The sequence below is a fragment of the Micrococcus sp. CS26 genome, assembly GCF_055522295.1.
This window is the reverse complement of record NZ_JBVFVY010000030.1, coordinates 1-16,492: the sequence shown is the minus strand read 5'-3', so window position 1 is coordinate 16,492 and position 16,492 is coordinate 1. Positions and strand designations below refer to the sequence as shown.

14 protein-coding genes are annotated in these 16,492 nt (G+C 73.0%); 12 read left to right on the top strand and 2 right to left on the bottom strand.

Translation table 11 applies throughout. From position 1 onward, the window contains the following. The first annotated feature begins 102 nt into the window (after positions 1-102). Both clpX and ACZ1IK_RS10375 read left to right on the top strand, forming a co-directional pair. Positions 103-1,401, top strand: a complete 1,299-nt coding sequence (gene clpX, locus ACZ1IK_RS10380; protein ID WP_060775624.1) for an ATP-dependent Clp protease ATP-binding subunit ClpX — start codon at positions 103-105, stop codon at positions 1,399-1,401. 62 nt (positions 1,402-1,463) lie between these two features. Next, entirely contained in the window at positions 1,464-2,081 is a 618-nt protein-coding gene (locus tag ACZ1IK_RS10375) for a mycothiol-dependent nitroreductase Rv2466c family protein (RefSeq protein ID WP_465098498.1), read from the top strand. 84 nt (positions 2,082-2,165) lie between these two features. On the opposite strand, the gene ACZ1IK_RS10370 is transcribed toward ACZ1IK_RS10375, so the two are convergent. Together ACZ1IK_RS10370 and valS are read right to left on the bottom strand one after the other, a co-directional pair. Then, the gene (locus tag ACZ1IK_RS10370) at positions 2,166-2,501 is read right to left on the bottom strand and encodes a DoxX family protein (protein ID WP_144818471.1); all 336 of its coding nucleotides are present in this window, start codon (positions 2,499-2,501) and stop codon (positions 2,166-2,168) included. Between the two features lie 360 nt (positions 2,502-2,861). Beyond that, the gene (valS, locus tag ACZ1IK_RS10365) at positions 2,862-5,540 is read right to left on the bottom strand and encodes a valine--tRNA ligase (RefSeq protein ID WP_144818409.1); all 2,679 of its coding nucleotides are present in this window, start codon (positions 5,538-5,540) and stop codon (positions 2,862-2,864) included. Between the two features lie 139 nt (positions 5,541-5,679). On the opposite strand from valS, the gene ACZ1IK_RS10360 reads away from it, so the two are divergent. From ACZ1IK_RS10360 to ACZ1IK_RS10315, 10 genes are all read left to right on the top strand, one after another. Next, on the top strand, positions 5,680-6,474 hold the full coding sequence (locus ACZ1IK_RS10360) for an SDR family oxidoreductase (RefSeq protein ID WP_144818411.1): 795 nt from the start codon (positions 5,680-5,682) through the stop codon (positions 6,472-6,474). 43 nt (positions 6,475-6,517) lie between these two features. Then, positions 6,518-7,267, top strand: a complete 750-nt coding sequence (locus ACZ1IK_RS10355) for a sirohydrochlorin chelatase (RefSeq protein ID WP_144818413.1) — start codon at positions 6,518-6,520, stop codon at positions 7,265-7,267. A 117-nt stretch (positions 7,268-7,384) separates the two neighbouring features. Then, positions 7,385-9,100 (top strand): nitrite/sulfite reductase, encoded by a 1,716-nt coding sequence (locus ACZ1IK_RS10350; protein ID WP_465098497.1) that lies wholly within the window; start codon positions 7,385-7,387, stop codon positions 9,098-9,100. Beyond that, the gene (locus ACZ1IK_RS10345) at positions 9,097-9,822 is read left to right on the top strand and encodes a phosphoadenylyl-sulfate reductase (RefSeq protein ID WP_049146121.1); all 726 of its coding nucleotides are present in this window, start codon (positions 9,097-9,099) and stop codon (positions 9,820-9,822) included. Before ACZ1IK_RS10350 ends, ACZ1IK_RS10345 begins: the two co-directional genes overlap by 4 nt. Positions 9,823-9,854: 32 nt before the next feature. Continuing rightward, entirely contained in the window at positions 9,855-10,790 is a 936-nt protein-coding gene (gene cysD, locus ACZ1IK_RS10340; RefSeq protein ID WP_465098496.1) for a sulfate adenylyltransferase subunit CysD, read from the top strand. Then, on the top strand, positions 10,790-12,130 hold the full coding sequence (locus ACZ1IK_RS10335) for a sulfate adenylyltransferase subunit 1 (RefSeq protein WP_041104782.1): 1,341 nt from the start codon (positions 10,790-10,792) through the stop codon (positions 12,128-12,130). The genes cysD and ACZ1IK_RS10335 overlap by 1 nt, the downstream gene beginning before the upstream one ends. A gap of 31 nt (positions 12,131-12,161) precedes the next feature. Then, a complete protein-coding gene (locus ACZ1IK_RS10330) occupies positions 12,162-12,887 on the top strand; it encodes an ABC transporter ATP-binding protein (protein ID WP_206481586.1) in 726 nt (241 codons plus the stop codon). Further along, the gene (locus tag ACZ1IK_RS10325) at positions 12,877-13,800 is read left to right on the top strand and encodes an ABC transporter permease (RefSeq protein ID WP_396717369.1); all 924 of its coding nucleotides are present in this window, start codon (positions 12,877-12,879) and stop codon (positions 13,798-13,800) included. Before ACZ1IK_RS10330 ends, ACZ1IK_RS10325 begins: the two co-directional genes overlap by 11 nt. Continuing rightward, entirely contained in the window at positions 13,797-15,065 is a 1,269-nt protein-coding gene (cobA, locus tag ACZ1IK_RS10320; RefSeq protein ID WP_257746632.1) for a uroporphyrinogen-III C-methyltransferase, read from the top strand. Before ACZ1IK_RS10325 ends, cobA begins: the two co-directional genes overlap by 4 nt. Continuing rightward, on the top strand, positions 15,062-16,492 hold a 1,431-nt coding region (locus ACZ1IK_RS10315), incomplete at its 3' end, for an FAD-dependent oxidoreductase (protein ID WP_465098495.1). The genes cobA and ACZ1IK_RS10315, both read left to right, overlap by 4 nt.

The following is a 16,492-nucleotide window of genomic DNA, read 5'->3' as shown; positions in this document are numbered from 1 at the left end:
TCCCTTAACGTGTCCGTCCACGGTCGTATGCTGGACGGAATCTGACAGCGACGCCGCCCGCGCGGGGCGGACGTCTCCGCCCGGCCCTCGAGGAGTACCACCATGGCGCGTATCGGAGAGAGCGCTGACCTGCTGAAATGCTCGTTCTGCGGGAAGAGCCAGAAGCAGGTGCGCAAGCTCATCGCCGGCCCGGGTGTCTACATCTGCGACGAGTGCATCGAGCTGTGCAACGAGATCATCGAGGAGGAGCTCGGCGAGGCGGCGGAGGCGGACGAGACCGTCCTGCCCACCCCGCAGGAGATCTTCGACCACCTCGAGAGCTTCGTGATCGGCCAGGAGGCGGCCAAGCGTTCCCTCGCCGTCGCCGTGTACAACCACTACAAGCGCGTGCGTGGGCCGCAGGCGCGGAGCGGTGACCTGGCCGACCGCCTCACCGAGCGGGACGACCTCGCGGACGTCGAGGTCGGCAAGTCGAACATCCTCATGGTCGGCCCCACCGGCTCCGGCAAGACGTATCTCGCGCAGACCCTCGCCCGGCGGCTCAACGTCCCGTTCGCGGTCGCGGACGCCACGAGCCTCACCGAGGCCGGCTATGTGGGCGAGGACGTGGAGAACATCCTCCTCAAGCTCATCCAGGCCGCGGACTACGACGTGAAGAAGGCCGAGCAGGGCATCATCTACATCGACGAGATCGACAAGATCTCGCGGAAGTCCGAGAACCCCTCCATCACCCGGGACGTCTCCGGCGAGGGCGTGCAGCAGGCCCTGCTGAAGATCCTCGAGGGCACGGTGGCGTCGGTGCCGCCGCAGGGCGGGCGCAAGCACCCGCACCAGGAGTTCCTGCAGATCGACACGTCCAACGTGCTGTTCATCGTGGCGGGCGCGTTCGCGGGCCTGGACGAGATCATCGGTTCCCGCGCCGGCCGCAAGGGCATCGGGTTCGGCGCGCCCCTGAACCACCTGGGCGCGGGGGACGTCACCTACGCGGACGTGCGGCCGGAGGACCTGCTGAAGTTCGGCCTCATCCCCGAGTTCATCGGCCGCCTGCCCGTGATCACCACCGTCGAGGACCTCACGCACGAACAGCTCGTGCGGGTGCTGACCGAACCGAAGAACGCCCTGCTCAAGCAGTACCAGAAGATGTTCCTCATGGACGGCGTGGAGCTCGAGTTCGAGCAGGACGCCCTGGACGCCGTCGTCGCCCAGGCCGAGGCCCGCGGCACCGGCGCCCGCGGCCTGCGCTCCATCATGGAGAACGTCCTCAAGCCCGTGATGTTCGAGCTGCCCTCCCGCTCGGACGTGGGCACGGTCGTCATCTCCGGGGACGTGGTGCGCGGCGAGGCCGAGCCCACGCTCATCCCGGCCGAGGTGGAACGACGTCGACGCGGCCGGAGCGCCTGATCGCCGTCGCCCAGCAGGACCGACCGGAGCCGAGACGGCTCCCTGACCGCAAGGAGCACAGCATGACCGACACCACGCAGCAGCCCACCGTCGAGTTCTACTTCGACGCCACATGCCCGTTCGCCTGGATCACCTCCCGGTGGATCCTGGAGGTCCAGAAGGTGCGCGACGTGCGGGTGGTCTTCAAAATCATGTCGCTCGCCGTCCTGAACGAGGGCCGCGACCTGGACCCCGACTACCTGGCCCGCCTCGAGAAGGCCTGGCTGCCGGCCCGCGCCGCCGTGCAGGTGCGCGAGCGGCACGGCGCCGAGGCGCTCGGCCCGTGGTACAGCGCGGTCGGCACCCGCATCCACGAGCAGGGCCGCACGGACTACGAGGCCGTGGTGGCCGAGGCCCTCGAGGAGCTCGGCCACGACGCGGACATCCTGGACGCCGCCCGCACCGACGTGGCCGACGAGCAGCTGCGCGCCAGCCAGAAGGAGGCCGAGGACCTCGTGGGCAACGACGTCGGCACGCCCGTCGTGGCGTTCAACGGCACCGCCTTCTTCGGTCCCGTGATGACCCGCATCCCGCGCGGAGAGGAGGCGGGCCGCATCTTCGACGGCGCCGTCGCCCTGGCCGACTTCCCGTACTTCTACGAGATCAAGCGGGCCCGCACCACGGATCCGCAGTTCGACTGAGCCCCCGGCTCGCACGAGACCGGCCCCACACCTTCAGCGCGAAGGTGTGGGGCCGGCGTCGTCGGGGGCGCGGGGCGGCGGGGGTCAGCGGCGCGCCACCCGGCCGGCCGCGCGGATCAGGGGGACCTGCAGGGGCAGCCGCCCGAGGGAGACCAGTTGCGCCGGCCAGGGCCGGCGTCGCCACTGCCAGGCCATCCACGCATTGCCGGGCCACACGCCGAGGAAGAGCGCCTGCGCGGCGCGTCCGCCCGCGCGCCGGGTGTGCGGAACGGCCAGCAGACCCGCCACGGCCAGCTCGGCCACGCCGGAGCCGTGGGTCCACGCGCGGGCCGAGCCGGGCAGGAACGGCGGGATCAGCCCGTCGAAGGGTTCGGGTCGGACGAAGTGGAGCACGCCCATGGCGGCGAGGGCGGCGGACATCCGCCGGGCGGAGGAGTCGCAGGCGCGGCGGCCGGCCGGGGCGGGATCGGGTGTGGGTCTCATCCTCTCAGTGTCCACCCCCGCCGCGGTGACCGCACTGCGACATGCGGCAAGAGCACGACCAGGAGGTGCACCACGACACCCCCGGGAGGGCCGCCTCCCGACGAACTCCGATCCGGCGGCGGACTGTCCGACGTGCGCTGTGCCCTACCGGATCCGGGCCACGAACATCCCACGCTGACGGCAGACTCGGGCCCGCGGCACGGACGCGACGACGGCCCCGCCGCCCGTGATGGGCGACGGGGCCGTCGTCGTGCCGCGTGTGCTCCCGAGACACCTGCAGGGAGCGCGCGGCGCGGATCAGTCGTCCTCGGCCGGTGCGAGCTGCACGTCGGAGACGGTCAGGGGCGCGGACTCGCCGGCCTCGCCCTGCGTGAGGGACAGGTCCGCGATGTTGCCTGCCGCCTTGAGGTCCGCCAGGCCGCCGCGCAGCTTCTCGAGCCAGTCGGCCGGCCCGGTCACCACGGCGGAGCGCACCTCGGTCCGCTGCTTCACCTTGGCCTCGGACTTCGCCTTGCGGACGCCGCCCAGGACCTGCGCCACGGTGGGCAGGACCTCGGCGTCACCGGCGGAGGCGGCGAAGGACAGGGCCGCCACCTCGTCCGCGGCGCCCGGCCACGCGGCGGTGTGCACGGAGCCGGCGCGCCACCAGCTCCACACCTCCTCGGTGGCGAACGGCTGGAACGGGGCCAGCAGACGCAGCAGGGCGTCCAGGGTGGTGGCCAGCGTGGTCACCACCGAGGCCTGCTCGGCCTCGCCGTGGCCACCGTAGGCACGGTCCTTCACGAGCTCCACGTAGTCGTCCGTGAAGGCCCAGAAGAACTGCTCGGTCACGTTGAGGGCACGCGCGTAGTCGTAGGCCTCGAACGCGCGGGTCGCCTGCTCCACGGTGGCCGCGAGGCGCGCCAGCAGGGAGGCGTCCAGCGGGTTGGTGACGGCCGCGGCGTCGTCGGCCGTGCGGATGACGGCGTCCTGCGTGGCGCCCAGGTTCAGCACGAACTTGGCGGCGTTGAGCAGCTTGATGGCCAGGCGGCGGCCGATCTTCATCTGCGCCACCTCGTAGGCGGTGTCCGCGCCGAGGCGGGCCGAGGCGGCCCAGTAGCGGACGGCGTCCGAGCCGAACTGGTCCAGGATGTCGGTCGGGACCACCACGTTGCCCTTGGACTTGGACATCTTCTTGCGGTCCGGGTCGAGGATCCAGCCGGAGAGCGCGGTGTCCGTCCACGGCACGGAGCCGTTGAGGGCGTGGGCGCGCACCACGGTGGAGAACAGCCAGGTGCGGATGATGTCGTGGCCCTGCGGGCGCAGATCGAACGGGAAGACGTTGTTGAAGAACGCCTCGTCACGGGACCAGCGGCCCACGATCTGCGGGGTCAGCGAGGAGGTGGCCCAGGTGTCCAGGACGTCCGGGTCGCCGGTGAAGCCGCCGGGGACGTCGCGCTGGTCCTCGGAGTAGCCCGGGGCGGCCTCGGCGGCCGGGTCCACGGGGAGCTGCTCGTCGGCCGGGAGGATCGGGTTCTCATAGTCGGGCTCGCCCTCCGCGTCCAGCGGGTACCAGACCGGGATCGGCACCCCGAAGAAGCGCTGGCGGGAGACGAGCCAGTCACCGTTGAGGCCCTCGACCCAGTTCTCGTAGCGGTGGCGCATGTGCTCCGGGTGCCAGGAGAGCTCGCGGCCGCGCTCGATCAGCTCCGCGCGGCGGTCGGCGTCGCGGCCGCCGTTGCGGATGTACCACTGGCGGGAGGTGACGACCTCGAGCGGCTTGTCGCCCTTCTCGTAGAAGTTCACGGCGTGCATGATCTTCTTCGGCTCTCCGTCCAGCAGGCCGGCCGCGGTGAGGGCGTCCACCACACCCTGCTTGGCGGAGAACACGGTCTTGCCGGCCACGGTGTCCGCATAGGCCTGCCGGCCGGCGTCCGTGGTGATCCACTCGGGGGTGTCGGCGGCGAAGCGGCCGTCACGGCCGATCAGGGTGCGGGTCGGCAGCTGCAGCTCGCGCCACCAGGTGACGTCGTTGAGATCGCCGAAGGTGCAGACCATGGCGATGCCGGAGCCCTTGTCCGGCTTGGCCAGCGGGTGCGGGAAGACCTCGACCTCCACGCCGTACAGCGGGGAGGTGACGGTCGTGCCGAACAGGTGCTGGTAGCGCTCGTCGTCCGGGTGGGCGACCAGGCCGGAGCAGGAGGCCAGCAGCTCGGGGCGGGTGGTCTCGATGAAGACCTGCTCGCCGTCCGCAGCGGTGAAGGCGTAGCGGTGGTAGGCGCCGGGGACCTCGCGGTCCTCGAGCTCGGCCTGGGCCACGGCGGTGCGGAAGGTCACGTCCCACATGGTGGGGGCCTCGGCCAGGTAGGCGTCGCCCGAGGCGATGCCGGCCAGGAAGGCGCGCTGGGAGACGGCGCGGGAGACGTCGTCGATGGTCCGGTAGGTCATGTCCCAGTCGACGGACAGGCCGAGGCGGGTGAAGAGGTCCTCGAAGACCTTCTCGTCCTCGACGGCGAGCTCCTCGCAGAGCTCGATGAAGTTCTTGCGGGAGATCACGTCCCAGTCGCGCTGGTTCTTCGCCGGCTTCTCCGGCGGGCGGTAGCCCTCCACGTACGGCTTGGCCGGGTCGCAGCGGACGCCGTAGTAGTTCTGCACGCGGCGCTCGGTGGGCAGGCCGTTGTCGTCCCAGCCCATCGGGTAGAACACGTTCTTGCCGTTCATGCGCTGGTAGCGGGCGAGCACGTCGGTCTGCGTGTAGGAGAAGACGTGGCCCACGTGCAGCGAGCCGGAGGCGGTCGGCGGGGGAGTGTCGATCGAGTAGACCTGCTCGCGGGTGGTCTGCGTGTCGAACGCGTAGGTGCGCTCGTCGGCCCAGCGGGCGGTCAGCTTCTCCTCGAGGCCCTCGAGGGCCGGCTTGTCCGGCACGGCCACGGCGGCGGGGGTGGACGGGGTCGATGCGTCGATGGGCGTGTCTGTGCCCTGCGTGTTCTCAGCCATGCCCGCCATCCTCCCATGACCGGGGCGGCGGGCCGGGCCTGCGACGACGCCCGGGACGTCCCGCCCTTCCAGTCGGTCGACCTGGAGGAGGTGATCCGGGCGGTGCTCCGAACGGCACGGCTCGGCTACGGTCGGAGGCGTGAGCCACACCCATGAACCTGCGAAGAACCCCGCCCGCGCCGCCGTCGTGACGGGGGCCACGAGCGGCATCGGCCGCGCCACGGCCCTCGAGCTCGCCCGCCGCGGTTGGCGCGTGTACGCCGTCGGCCGCCGGGCCGAGCGCCTCGAGACCCTCGCTGCCGACGCCCGGGCCGAGGGCGTGAGCGGCGACGTCGTCCCCGCCCCCCTGGACGTCACGGACGAGGCCGCCGTCGCCGCGCTGGCCTCGCGCGTCGAGGCCGACGGCGGCGCCGACACCCTCGTCAACATCGCCGGCGGCGCGCGCGGCACGGACGCCGTGGGCGTGGGCGACCGCGCCGACTGGGAGTGGATGTACCGCGTCAACGTGCTCGGCACCCTGACGATGTGCCAGGCGTTCCTGCCCATGCTCCGCGCCCACGGCGAGGGCACCGTGCTCAACCTGACCTCGACCGCCGCCGTCACCGCCTACGAGGGCGGCGCCGGCTACAACGCCGCGAAGATGGGCCAGCACGGGCTCACCGGCGCGCTGCGCCTGGAGGAGGCCGAGCACAACGTGCGGGTGATCGAGGTGCTCCCGGGCATGGTCCACACCGAGGAGTTCTCCCGCAACCGCCTGGGCGGCGACCAGTCCGCCGCGGACGCCGTGTACGCGGGCGTGGAGAAGCCGCTCACCGCCGAGGACGTCGCCGAGGTGTGCGTCCACGCCGTCGAGCTGCCCCACCACGTGAACCTGGATCAGATCGTGATGCGGCCGGTCGCCCAGGCTGCCCAGCACAAGGTAATCCGCCGGTGAGCGGCGGGCCGCAGAACGTGTGGGCCGACGCGGTGGGCTCGGCATGAGCGCGCCCGTGCTGCACGTGATCGCCTGCGCCCACGGCACGCACGACGCGGCCGGCCGCGTCGTGATCGACGGCCTCCGTGCCGACCTGGCGGCCCTCCTGGCCGCCGAGGGGCCGGGCGCCCAGGTCCACGAGGCCTACGTGGACGTGCAGAGCCCCTCCCTCGACGAGGTCGTGGCGGCCCTGCCCCCGGGGGAGCCGGCCGTGATCGTGCCGCTGCTGCTGTCCCTGGGCCATCACGTCCACCACGACATCCACCACGCCGCGGCCGCCCGACCCGACACGATCGCCGCCGCACCGCTGGCCGGGGCCGGGGACGACGTCGAGCCGCGCCTGGTGACCGTTCTGGCCGAACGGGTGGCCCAGGCGGTGCCGGCCGGTGAGGCCGCGACATCGGAGGTCATCCTGGCGGCGGCCGGCACCCGCGCCGCGGACGGCCAGGCCCAGGTGCACGCCCTGGCCGGGGCCCTGGCCCGGGCCACGGGACTGCCCGTGACCGCGGCGTTCGGGGCGGCGGCCACCCCCCGTGTGCCCGACGCCGTCTCCCGGGTGCGCGCCGCCGGCCGTCGCGCCGTGGTGGCCGCCCACCTCTTGGCCCCCGGGCACTTCCACGACCGACTCGGCGAGAGCGGCGCGGACGCGGTCACCGACCCCCTGCTGCCGCATCCGCTGGTGGCGCGGATCGCCCTGGACCGGCTGCGGTCCGCCCTCGCCGAGGCCCCGAGGGGAGCCGCCGGAGGCCGCTGAGCCGCTCGTCACACGGCCGGGGCTGGGCCGGGCCCCGACCGCGGGCCGGCCCCGGGAACGTGACGAACCGCGTCGACGATCTTGGGGTCGGCATGCCGGGTTCCTAGCGTGGCGGCCATGACCCAGGTGAACGAGACGTCGAGGCCGGCGCGCACCCCGCGCCGTCCCTCCGCCAAGCCGCACGGCCAGTGGAAGGTGGACGGGACCACCCCCCTGAACCACAACGAGGAGTTCAAGCAGCAGGACGACGGCCTGAACGTCCGCGAGCGCATCGAGCAGGTCTACGCCCGGGAGGGCTTCGACTCGATCCCCTCGGACGACCTGCACGGCCGCTTCCGCTGGTGGGGCCTGTACACCCAGCGCCGGCAGGGGATCGACGGCGGCAAGACCGCCACCCTGGAGCCCCACGAACTCGAGGACCGCTACTTCATGCTGCGCGTGCGCATCGACGGCGGCGACCTCACCACCGAGCAGCTGCGCGTGATCGGCGGGATCTCCACCGACTTCGGCCGTGACACCGCGGACATCACGGACCGGCAGAACGTCCAGCTGCACTGGATCCGCGTCGAGGACGTCCCCGAGATCTGGCGGCGCCTGGAGTCCGTGGGCCTGTCCACCACCGAGGCCTGCGGCGACGTGCCGCGCGTGATCCTCGGCTCACCGGTGGCCGGGATCGCCGCGGACGAGATCATCGACCCCACGCCCGTGATCCGGGAGATCGCGGACCGCTGGATCGGCGACCTCGAGATCTCCAACCTGCCCCGCAAGTTCAAGACCGCCATCACCGGACATCCCTCCCAGGACGTGGTCCACGAGATCAACGACGTCTCCCTGATCGGCGTGGTGCACCCCGAGCTGGGCCCCGGCTACGACCTGTGGGTCGGCGGCGGCCTGTCCACGAAGGCCCGCCTGGCCGACCGGGTCGGCGCCTTCGTCTCGGCCGAGCGCGCCCCCGAGGTGTGGCACGCCGTCGTGAGCATCTTCCGTGACTACGGCTACCGGCGCCTGCGCAACAAGGCCCGCATGAAGTACCTGCTCGAGGACTGGGGGCCGGAGAGGTTCCGCACCGTGCTGGAGGAGGAGTACCTCGGCTACGCCCTGCCCGACGGCCCCGCCCCGGCCCCGCCCACCCGCCCCGGCGACCACGTGGGGGTCCACGAGCAGAAGGACGGCCGCTTCTACATCGGCGCCGCCCCCGTCGTCGGCCGCTCCAGCGGCACCACCCTCACCGCCCTCGCTGACCTGCTCGAGGCCCACGGCTCCACGCGGCTGCGCACCACCCCCCACCAGAAGGTCGTGGTGCTGGACGTGGAGCGGGACCGGGTGGACGCCGTCGTCGCCGGCCTGAAGGAGCTGGGACTGGACCCGGAGCCGTCCGTGTTCCGCCGCTCCACCATCGCCTGCACGGGCCTGGAGTTCTGCAAGCTCGCCATCGTGGACACGAAGGACACCGCCACCGCCGCGATCGCCCAGCTCGAGGAGCGCCTGGCCGACCTCGCCGACCGCCTCCCCGAGCGGCTGAGCCTGCATGTGAACGGCTGCCCCAACTCCTGCGCCCGCATCCAGACCGCGGACATCGGCCTGAAGGGCCAGCTGCTCCCGGACGACGACGGCGGCCAGACGCCCGGCTTCCAGGTCCACCTGGGCGGCGGGCTGGCCTCCGTGGACCGCGCCGAGGCCGGCCTCGGACGCAGCGTCCGCGGCCTGAAGGTCCGCGCGGACGGCCTGGTCGACTACGTCGAGCGCGTCGTCCGCCGGTACGACGAGCAGCGTGAGCCGGGCGAGACCTTCGCCCGGTGGGCGCACCGAGTCGACGAGGAGGCCCTCCGATGAGCACCGTTCCCCCCACCCGTCCGACCGAGGACCTCGAGCGCCTGCAGGCGCTCGCGGAGTCCGGCGCCGCCGAGCTCGGTTGGGACGCCCCCGCCGAGGCGGTGGTCGACTGGGCCGCCCGCCACGTGGACCTCCGTCGGGCCGCCGTGGCCTGCTCCATGGCCGACGCCGTCCTGCCGCACCTGGTGGCGCAGCGGATGCCCGGCGTGGACGTCCTCTTCCTGGAGACCGGCTACCACTTCACCGAGACCCTCGCGACGCGCGACGAGGTGGCCCGCCGCCTCGACGTCACCGTGGTGGACGTGCTCCCGGAGCTGACCGTGGCCGAGCAGGACGAGCGCCACGGCAAGGACCTGTTCGCCCGTGACCCGGGGCTGTGCTGCGCGATGCGCAAGGTCGAGCCCCTCAACCGGGCGCTGGCCGGATACGACCTGTGGTTCACCGGCGTCCGCCGGGACGAGGCGCCGACGCGCACGAACACCCCGCTGGTGGGCTGGGACGAGGCCCACGGCATGGTCAAGGTCAACCCCGTCGCCCCGTGGAGCTTCGACGACCTGGTCGGCTACGCCACGGACCACGACGTGCCCGTGAACCTGCTCCTGCAGAACGGCTACCCGTCGATCGGCTGCCGTCCCTGCACCCGCCCCGTCGCCCCCGGGGAGGACCCCCGAGCCGGGCGCTGGGCCGGGACCGCGAAGACCGAGTGCGGCATCCACGTCTGAGCGCCGCACCCGAGACAGACCAAGGAGACACGATGACCCTCACCCATGCCCCCGACCCGGGGACCGTGAGCCCCGCCGGGCCCGACGTCCAGGACGCCCTGGAGGCCGAGGCGATCCACATCATCCGCGAGGTGGTGGCCGAGTTCGAGCGCCCCGCCATGCTCTTCTCGGGCGGCAAGGACTCCGTGGTGATGCTCCACCTGGCCGCGAAGGCCTTCTGGCCGGGGAGGATCCCCTTCCCGGTGGTCCACGTGGACACCGGCCACAACTTCCCCGAGGTCCTCGAGTTCCGCGACCGCACGGTGGAGCGGCTCGGCCTGCGGCTCGTGGTGGGCTCCGTGCAGGAGTACATCGACCGCGGCGAGCTGCGTGAGCGCGCCGACGGCACCCGCAACACCCTGCAGACCACCCCCCTGCTGGACACGATCCGGACCAACCGGTTCGACGCCGTCTTCGGGGGAGGCCGCCGTGACGAGGACAAGGCGCGGGCCAAGGAGCGGATCATCAGCCTGCGGGACGCGTTCGGCCAGTGGGACCCGCGCAACCAGCGCCCCGAGCTGTGGAACCTCTACAACGGCCGTCACACCCCCGGCCAGCACGTCCGCGCGTTCCCCATCAGCAACTGGACCGAGCTGGACGTGTGGCGGTACATCGCCCGCGAGGACATCGAGCTGCCCTCCATCTACTACGCGCACGAGCGGGAGGTCTTCCGCCGCGACGGCATGTGGCGCGCCGTGGGGGAGCACTCCCGGCCGGCCGAGGGCGAGGAGGTCACCACGCGGACGGTGCGCTACCGCACGGTGGGCGACATGTCCTGCACCGGCGCCGTCCTCTCGGAGGCCGCCACCGTCGAGGACGTCGTGCTCGAGGTCGCCGCCTCCACCCTGACCGAACGCGGGGCCACCCGCGCCGACGACCGCATCTCCGAGGCGGCCATGGAAGATCGCAAGAAGGACGGGTACTTCTGATGAGCACCGCACTGCTGGACCGGCGCGCCCCCGCCGGGACCCTGTTCCGCCTGGCCACGGCCGGCTCGGTCGACGACGGCAAGTCCACCCTCGTGGGCCGCCTCCTGCACGACTCCAAGGCCGTCCTGGCCGACCAGCTCGAGGCCGTGGCCCGCACCTCCGCCGAGCGCGGCTTCGGCGGCGCCGAGGGCGGGCTGGACCTGGCGCTGCTGACCGACGGCCTGCGCGCCGAGCGGGAGCAGGGGATCACGATCGACGTCGCGTACCGGTACTTCGCCACGGACCGGCGCACCTTCGTGCTGGCCGACTGCCCCGGGCACGTGCAGTACACCCGCAACACCGTCACGGGCGCCTCGACGGCCGACGCCGTCGTGCTGCTCGTGGACGCCCGCAAGGGCGTGGTGGAGCAGACCCGGCGCCACCTCAGCGTGGTGGCCCTGCTGCGGGTGCCGCACGTGATCGTCGCCGTCAACAAGATCGATCTCGTGGACTACGCCGAGGAGGTCTTCACCGCGATCGCCGAGGACGTCCGGCGCGTGGCCCGGGAGCTCGGCCTCTCCGACGCGGTGAGCGTCCCGGTGTCCGCCCTGCAGGGCGACAACGTGGTCACCCGCTCCGAGCGGACGGACTGGTACACCGGCCCCACGCTCATGGAGCTGCTCGAGTCCCTGCCCGGGGCGGACGCCGAGGACGACGCCGCGGCCTCCTTCCGCTTCCCGGTGCAGCTCGTGGTGCGCCCCCAGGGCGCCCTGGCCCCCGGCCTCGACCCTGAGGTCTTCCGCGACTACCGCGGCTACGCCGGGCAGGTGGTGGCGGGCACCGTCCGGCCCGGGGACGCCGTCGCCGTCCTCACCCCGGGGCAGCCGGTGCGCACCACCACCGTGGTGGGCGTGGACGCCGCCGGGGAATCCCTCGAGGAGGCCTCCTCCCCGCAGTCGGTGGTCCTGCGCCTGGCCGACGAGGTGGACGTGGCCCGCGGGGACACGATCGCCGCCGCGGACACCGCCCCGCGCCCCACCGCGGAGGTGGCCGCCGCGCTGTGCTGGCTCTCCGCCGCGCCGCTGCGCGTCGGGCAGCAGGTCCTCGTCAAGCACGGCACCGCCGTCGTCCGGGCGCTCGTCCAGGAGGTGGCCGGCCGGCTCGACCTCGACACCCTGCGGCTCGACCCGGCCGAGACCCTCGGGCTCAACGACATCGGACAGGTGCGCCTGCACCTGGCCGCGCCGCTGCCCGTGGAGCCCTACGCCGTGCATCGGCGCACCGGGGCGTTCCTCGTGATCGACCCCCACGACGGGGCCACGCTCGCCGCCGGCATGGTGCGCGGCGGCGACGAGGCCTGAGACGGATGACGACGGTGGGACGGGAGCGGTCATGACAGTGGTGATGGAGGACGTGGGCAAGAGCTTCGGCGGGCCCACGCCCGTGCTGGAGGACGTCTCCGTGCGGATCGAGCCGGGCGAGTTCGTCTGCCTGCTCGGCGCGTCCGGATGCGGCAAGTCCACCCTGCTGAACATCATCGCCCGGCTCGAGGTGCCCACCGCGGGCGTCGTCAAGACCCCCCGGGAGGGGGCCGCGTTCATGTTCCAGGACGCCGCCCTCTTCCCGTGGCTCACCGCCCGCGGCAACATCGAGCTCGCCCTCCGCTTCGCCGGTGTGGCCGCGGGGGAGCGTCGGGAGCGTGCCGGGGAGCTGCTGCGCCTCGTCCACCTGGACGACGCCGCCGACCTGCGACCCCACCAGCTCTCCGGCGGCATGCGCCAGCGCGTCGCCCTGGCCCGGGCCCTCGCCCAGGACCGCCCCCTGCTGCTCATGGACGAGCCGTTCGCGGCCTTGGACGCGATCACCCGCGACCTGCTGCATGGGGAGCTCGAGCGCGTGTGGCGGCAGACCGGTCGGACGGTCGTGTTCGTCACCCACAACGTGGCCGAGGCCGTCCGCCTCGGCCAGCGGGTGCTGCTGCTGTCCTCACGTCCGGGTCGCGTCGTCGCCGAATGGGACGTGCCCGCGGCCGCCCGCCACGACGCGCCCGCCGCGGCCGCCCTCACGGCCGCCATCACCGCCCGACTCGGTCAGGAGATCCGTCGCCATGCGCACTGACACCCCCACCCTCGACGCCCCCGGCCGCGCGCCGGGGGCCGCCACCGACGACGAGCTGCGCGAGCTCGACAGCGGCCTCGACGCGCTCCAGGCCGTCGACTCGACCCGTCGGACGGGTCTGGCCGGGTGGGACTGGAGCCGGGTCCTGCTCCCGGTGGCCGCCGTCGTCCTGCTCGTGGCGACCTGGCAGGCCTTCGCGTGGCTGGCCGGTGCGCGCGGTGAGCCGATCACCGGTCCCGGTGACGTCGTCGGGGCCTTCGGGACGCTGTGGGCGCAGGGCCTCGTCCAGCAGGCAGTGGCGACGTCGGTGGGCCGCGCCGTCGTGGGCTTCGCACTCGCCGTGGTCGTCGGCGTCGGGCTGGGCCTCGTGCTCGGACAGGTCGGCGTCCTGCGGCGGGCGTTCGGCCCGCTGCTCACGGCCCTGATGGTGCTGCCCAACGTGGCCTGGGTGCCGCTCGCGGTGCTGTGGTTCGGCCTCAGCGACGCCACCGCGTACTTCGTGATGCTCACCGGCGCCGTCCCCGCCGTGGTCGCCGGCCTCACCACCGGCACGGACCAGGTGCCGCCGCAGCTGCGTCGCGCGGCCCGGGTGCTGGGCGCCTCGCGTCTCGAGACCGCCCTGCTGGTGGTCCTCCCGGCCGCCCTGCCCGCCTTCGTCTCCGGCCTGCGCCAGGGCTGGGCCTTCGCGTGGCGAGGCCTCATGGCCGCCGAGATCATCGCCGTCGGCGGGCCCATGGGCGTGGGACTCGGGACCCTGCTCCACGAGGGACGTGCCGCGTCCGACCTCGCCGTCGTCCTCTGCGCCGTCCTGACCATCCTGGCCGTCGGCGTCCTCGTCGAACTGGCCGCATTCGGCCCCGTCGAGCGGCGCATGCTGCGCCGCCGCGGGCTGCTGGAAGGGAGCACGCGATGACCGCGTCCGATCTGTACCCCACCTCCCTGCGTCTGCTCGGCCGGCCCGTCCTGATGGTGGGCGGCGGGCGCGTGGCCGGCCGCCGCGTGGGTGCCCTCCTCGACGCCGGCGCGCTCGTCACCGTGGTGGCCCCGAAGCCGGGGGAGGAGGTGGAGCGGCTCGCGGCGGCCGGCCTGCTCACTCTGCACCGCCGCCCCTACCGCCCGTCCGACCTCGACGGGGTCTGGTTCGCCCAGACCGCCACCGGCGACCGGGCCGTGGACGGGGCCGTGGCCTCCGACGCCGAGGCCCGCCGCGTCTGGTGCGTCGACGCCTCCGATGCCGAGTCCTCCGCCGCCTGGACGCCCGCCGTCGTCCGGGCCGGGGACGTGACCGTGGCCGTCAACGCCGGGGGAGACCCTCGCCGCGCCCGCGCCCTGAAGGATGCGATCACCCTCGCCCTGTCCACGGGGCGGCTGCCGCTGCGCCGGCGGCGCGCGTCCTCCGAGCCCGGCCGCGTGGCCCTCGTCGGCGGCGGCCCCGGCGACTCCGGGCTCATCACCGTGCGCGGCCGACAGCTGCTCGCGGAGGCCGACGTGGTGGTCGCCGACCGGCTGGGCCCGCGCGCCCTCCTGGCCGAGCTGGACCCGGCGGTGCCCGTGATCGAGGTCGGCAAGGCCCCCGGGAACCACCTGGCCACGCAGGACGAGATCAACGCCGTCCTGGTCCGGGAGGCCCGGGCCGGCCGCCTCGTCGTCCGGCTCAAGGGCGGCGACCCGTACGTGCTCGGCCGCGGCGGCGAGGAGGCGGCGCACTGCCGCGCCCACGGCGTCGACGTCGAGGTGGTCCCCGGTGTCACGAGCGCCGTCTCGGTGCCCGCCGCCGCGGGGATCCCGGTCACCCATCGCGGCGTCGCCACCGGCTTCACGCTGGTGACCGGCCACGAAGAGCTGGCCGAAGTGCCCACCCGGGCCGACCACACGCTCGTCCTGCTGATGGGCGTGCGCCGGCTCGCGGACACCGCGCGCCGACTGACGGAGCGCGGCTTCGACGGCGCGACGCCCGTGGCGATCATCGAGCGCGGCTGGATGCCGGACCAGCGGGTCACCGTGGGCACGGTGGAGACCATCGCCGCGCAGGCGGCCGCCGTCGGTGTGGAGAACCCCGCCGTGATCGTCGTGGGCGACGTCGTGCGCCTGAGCCCTTACGCCACCGGCGCGCCGGCGGCCGGCATCCCTGCCCCGATCTCGACCCTGAACCCGACCTCCGAAGGAGCACGAGCATGACCCCGACCCCCTCGTCCTCGAGGCCTGACCGCCCGTTGCGCATCGCCATCATCGGTGCCGGACCCGCCGGGGTGTACACGGCGGACATCCTGACCAAGGAGGAGCGGGACTTCCGTGTCAGCATCGACCTGTTCGACCGGTACCCGGCCCCGTTCGGCCTGATCCGCTACGGGGTGGCCCCGGACCATCCGCGCATCAAGGGCATCGTGACCGCGCTGCACAAGGTCATGGACCGCGGGGACATCCGTTTCCTGGGGAATGTGGACTACGGCACGGACCTGAGCCTGGCGGATCTGCGTCGGCATTACGACGCGATCGTGTTCTCCACCGGTGCGGTGCGCGACGCTGTCCTGGACGTGCCGGGGGTGGAGTTGGCCGGCTCGTTCGGTGGCGCGGATTTCGCGTCCTGGTATGACGGGCACCCGGATGTGCCGCGGCATTGGCCGTTGGAGGCCACGCAGGTGGCGGTGATCGGCAACGGGAACGTGGCCCTGGATGTGGCCCGGATCCTGTCCAAGCATGCCGAGGACCTGTTGCCCACCGAGATCCCGGACAACGTGTACCGGGACCTGGCCGCCTCCCCGGTCACGGATGTGCACATCTTCGGTCGGCGTGGGCCGGCGCAGGTGAAGTTCACCCCGTTGGAGCTGCGGGAGCTGGCGCATTCCCGGGATGTGGACATCGTGTTGTACGAGGAGGACTTCGACTTCGATGCGGCCTCGGAGAAGGCGATCGAGGAGAACAACCAGGTCCGCACCATGGTGGGCACGTTGACGAACTGGCTCATGGAGCAGGAGGACCGTCAGCAGAGCGCCTCGCGTCGGCTGCACCTGCATTTCCTGCAGGCCCCGGAGGAGTTCCTGGACGAGGACGGGGACGGCCGGGTGGACGGTCTGCGGATGCGTCGGATGGAGTTGGACGGTTCCGGTGGGGTCCGTCCGACGGGGGAGACCGTGGACTATCCGGTGCAGGCGGTGTACCGGGCGGTGGGGTATTTCGGGTCCCCGGTGGAGGGGGTGGAGTTCGATGAGGTGCGCGGTGTGATCCCGAACGCGGAGGGTCGTGTGCTGGACGCGGACGGCGCCCCGGTGCCGGGTCTGTATGCCTCGGGGTGGATCAAGCGGGGCCCGGTGGGGTTGATCGGGCACACCAAGGGTGACTCCCTGGAGACGATCAAGCATCTGATCGAGGACGAGCCGGGGCTGTGGCGGGCTCAGGAGCCGTCGGAGGAGTCGGTGATCGAGCTGCTCGAGTCCCGTGAGGTGCCGTACACGACGTGGGCCGGTTGGCATGCTCTGGATGAGCATGAGAAGTCCTTGGGTGCGCGGGCGACGGGGGCCGGGCCGGTGGCGCGGGAGCGGGTGAAGGTCGTGGACCGGGAGGAGATGACCCGCATCTCCCGGGAGAGCGTCCTCCTCGGCGCCGGA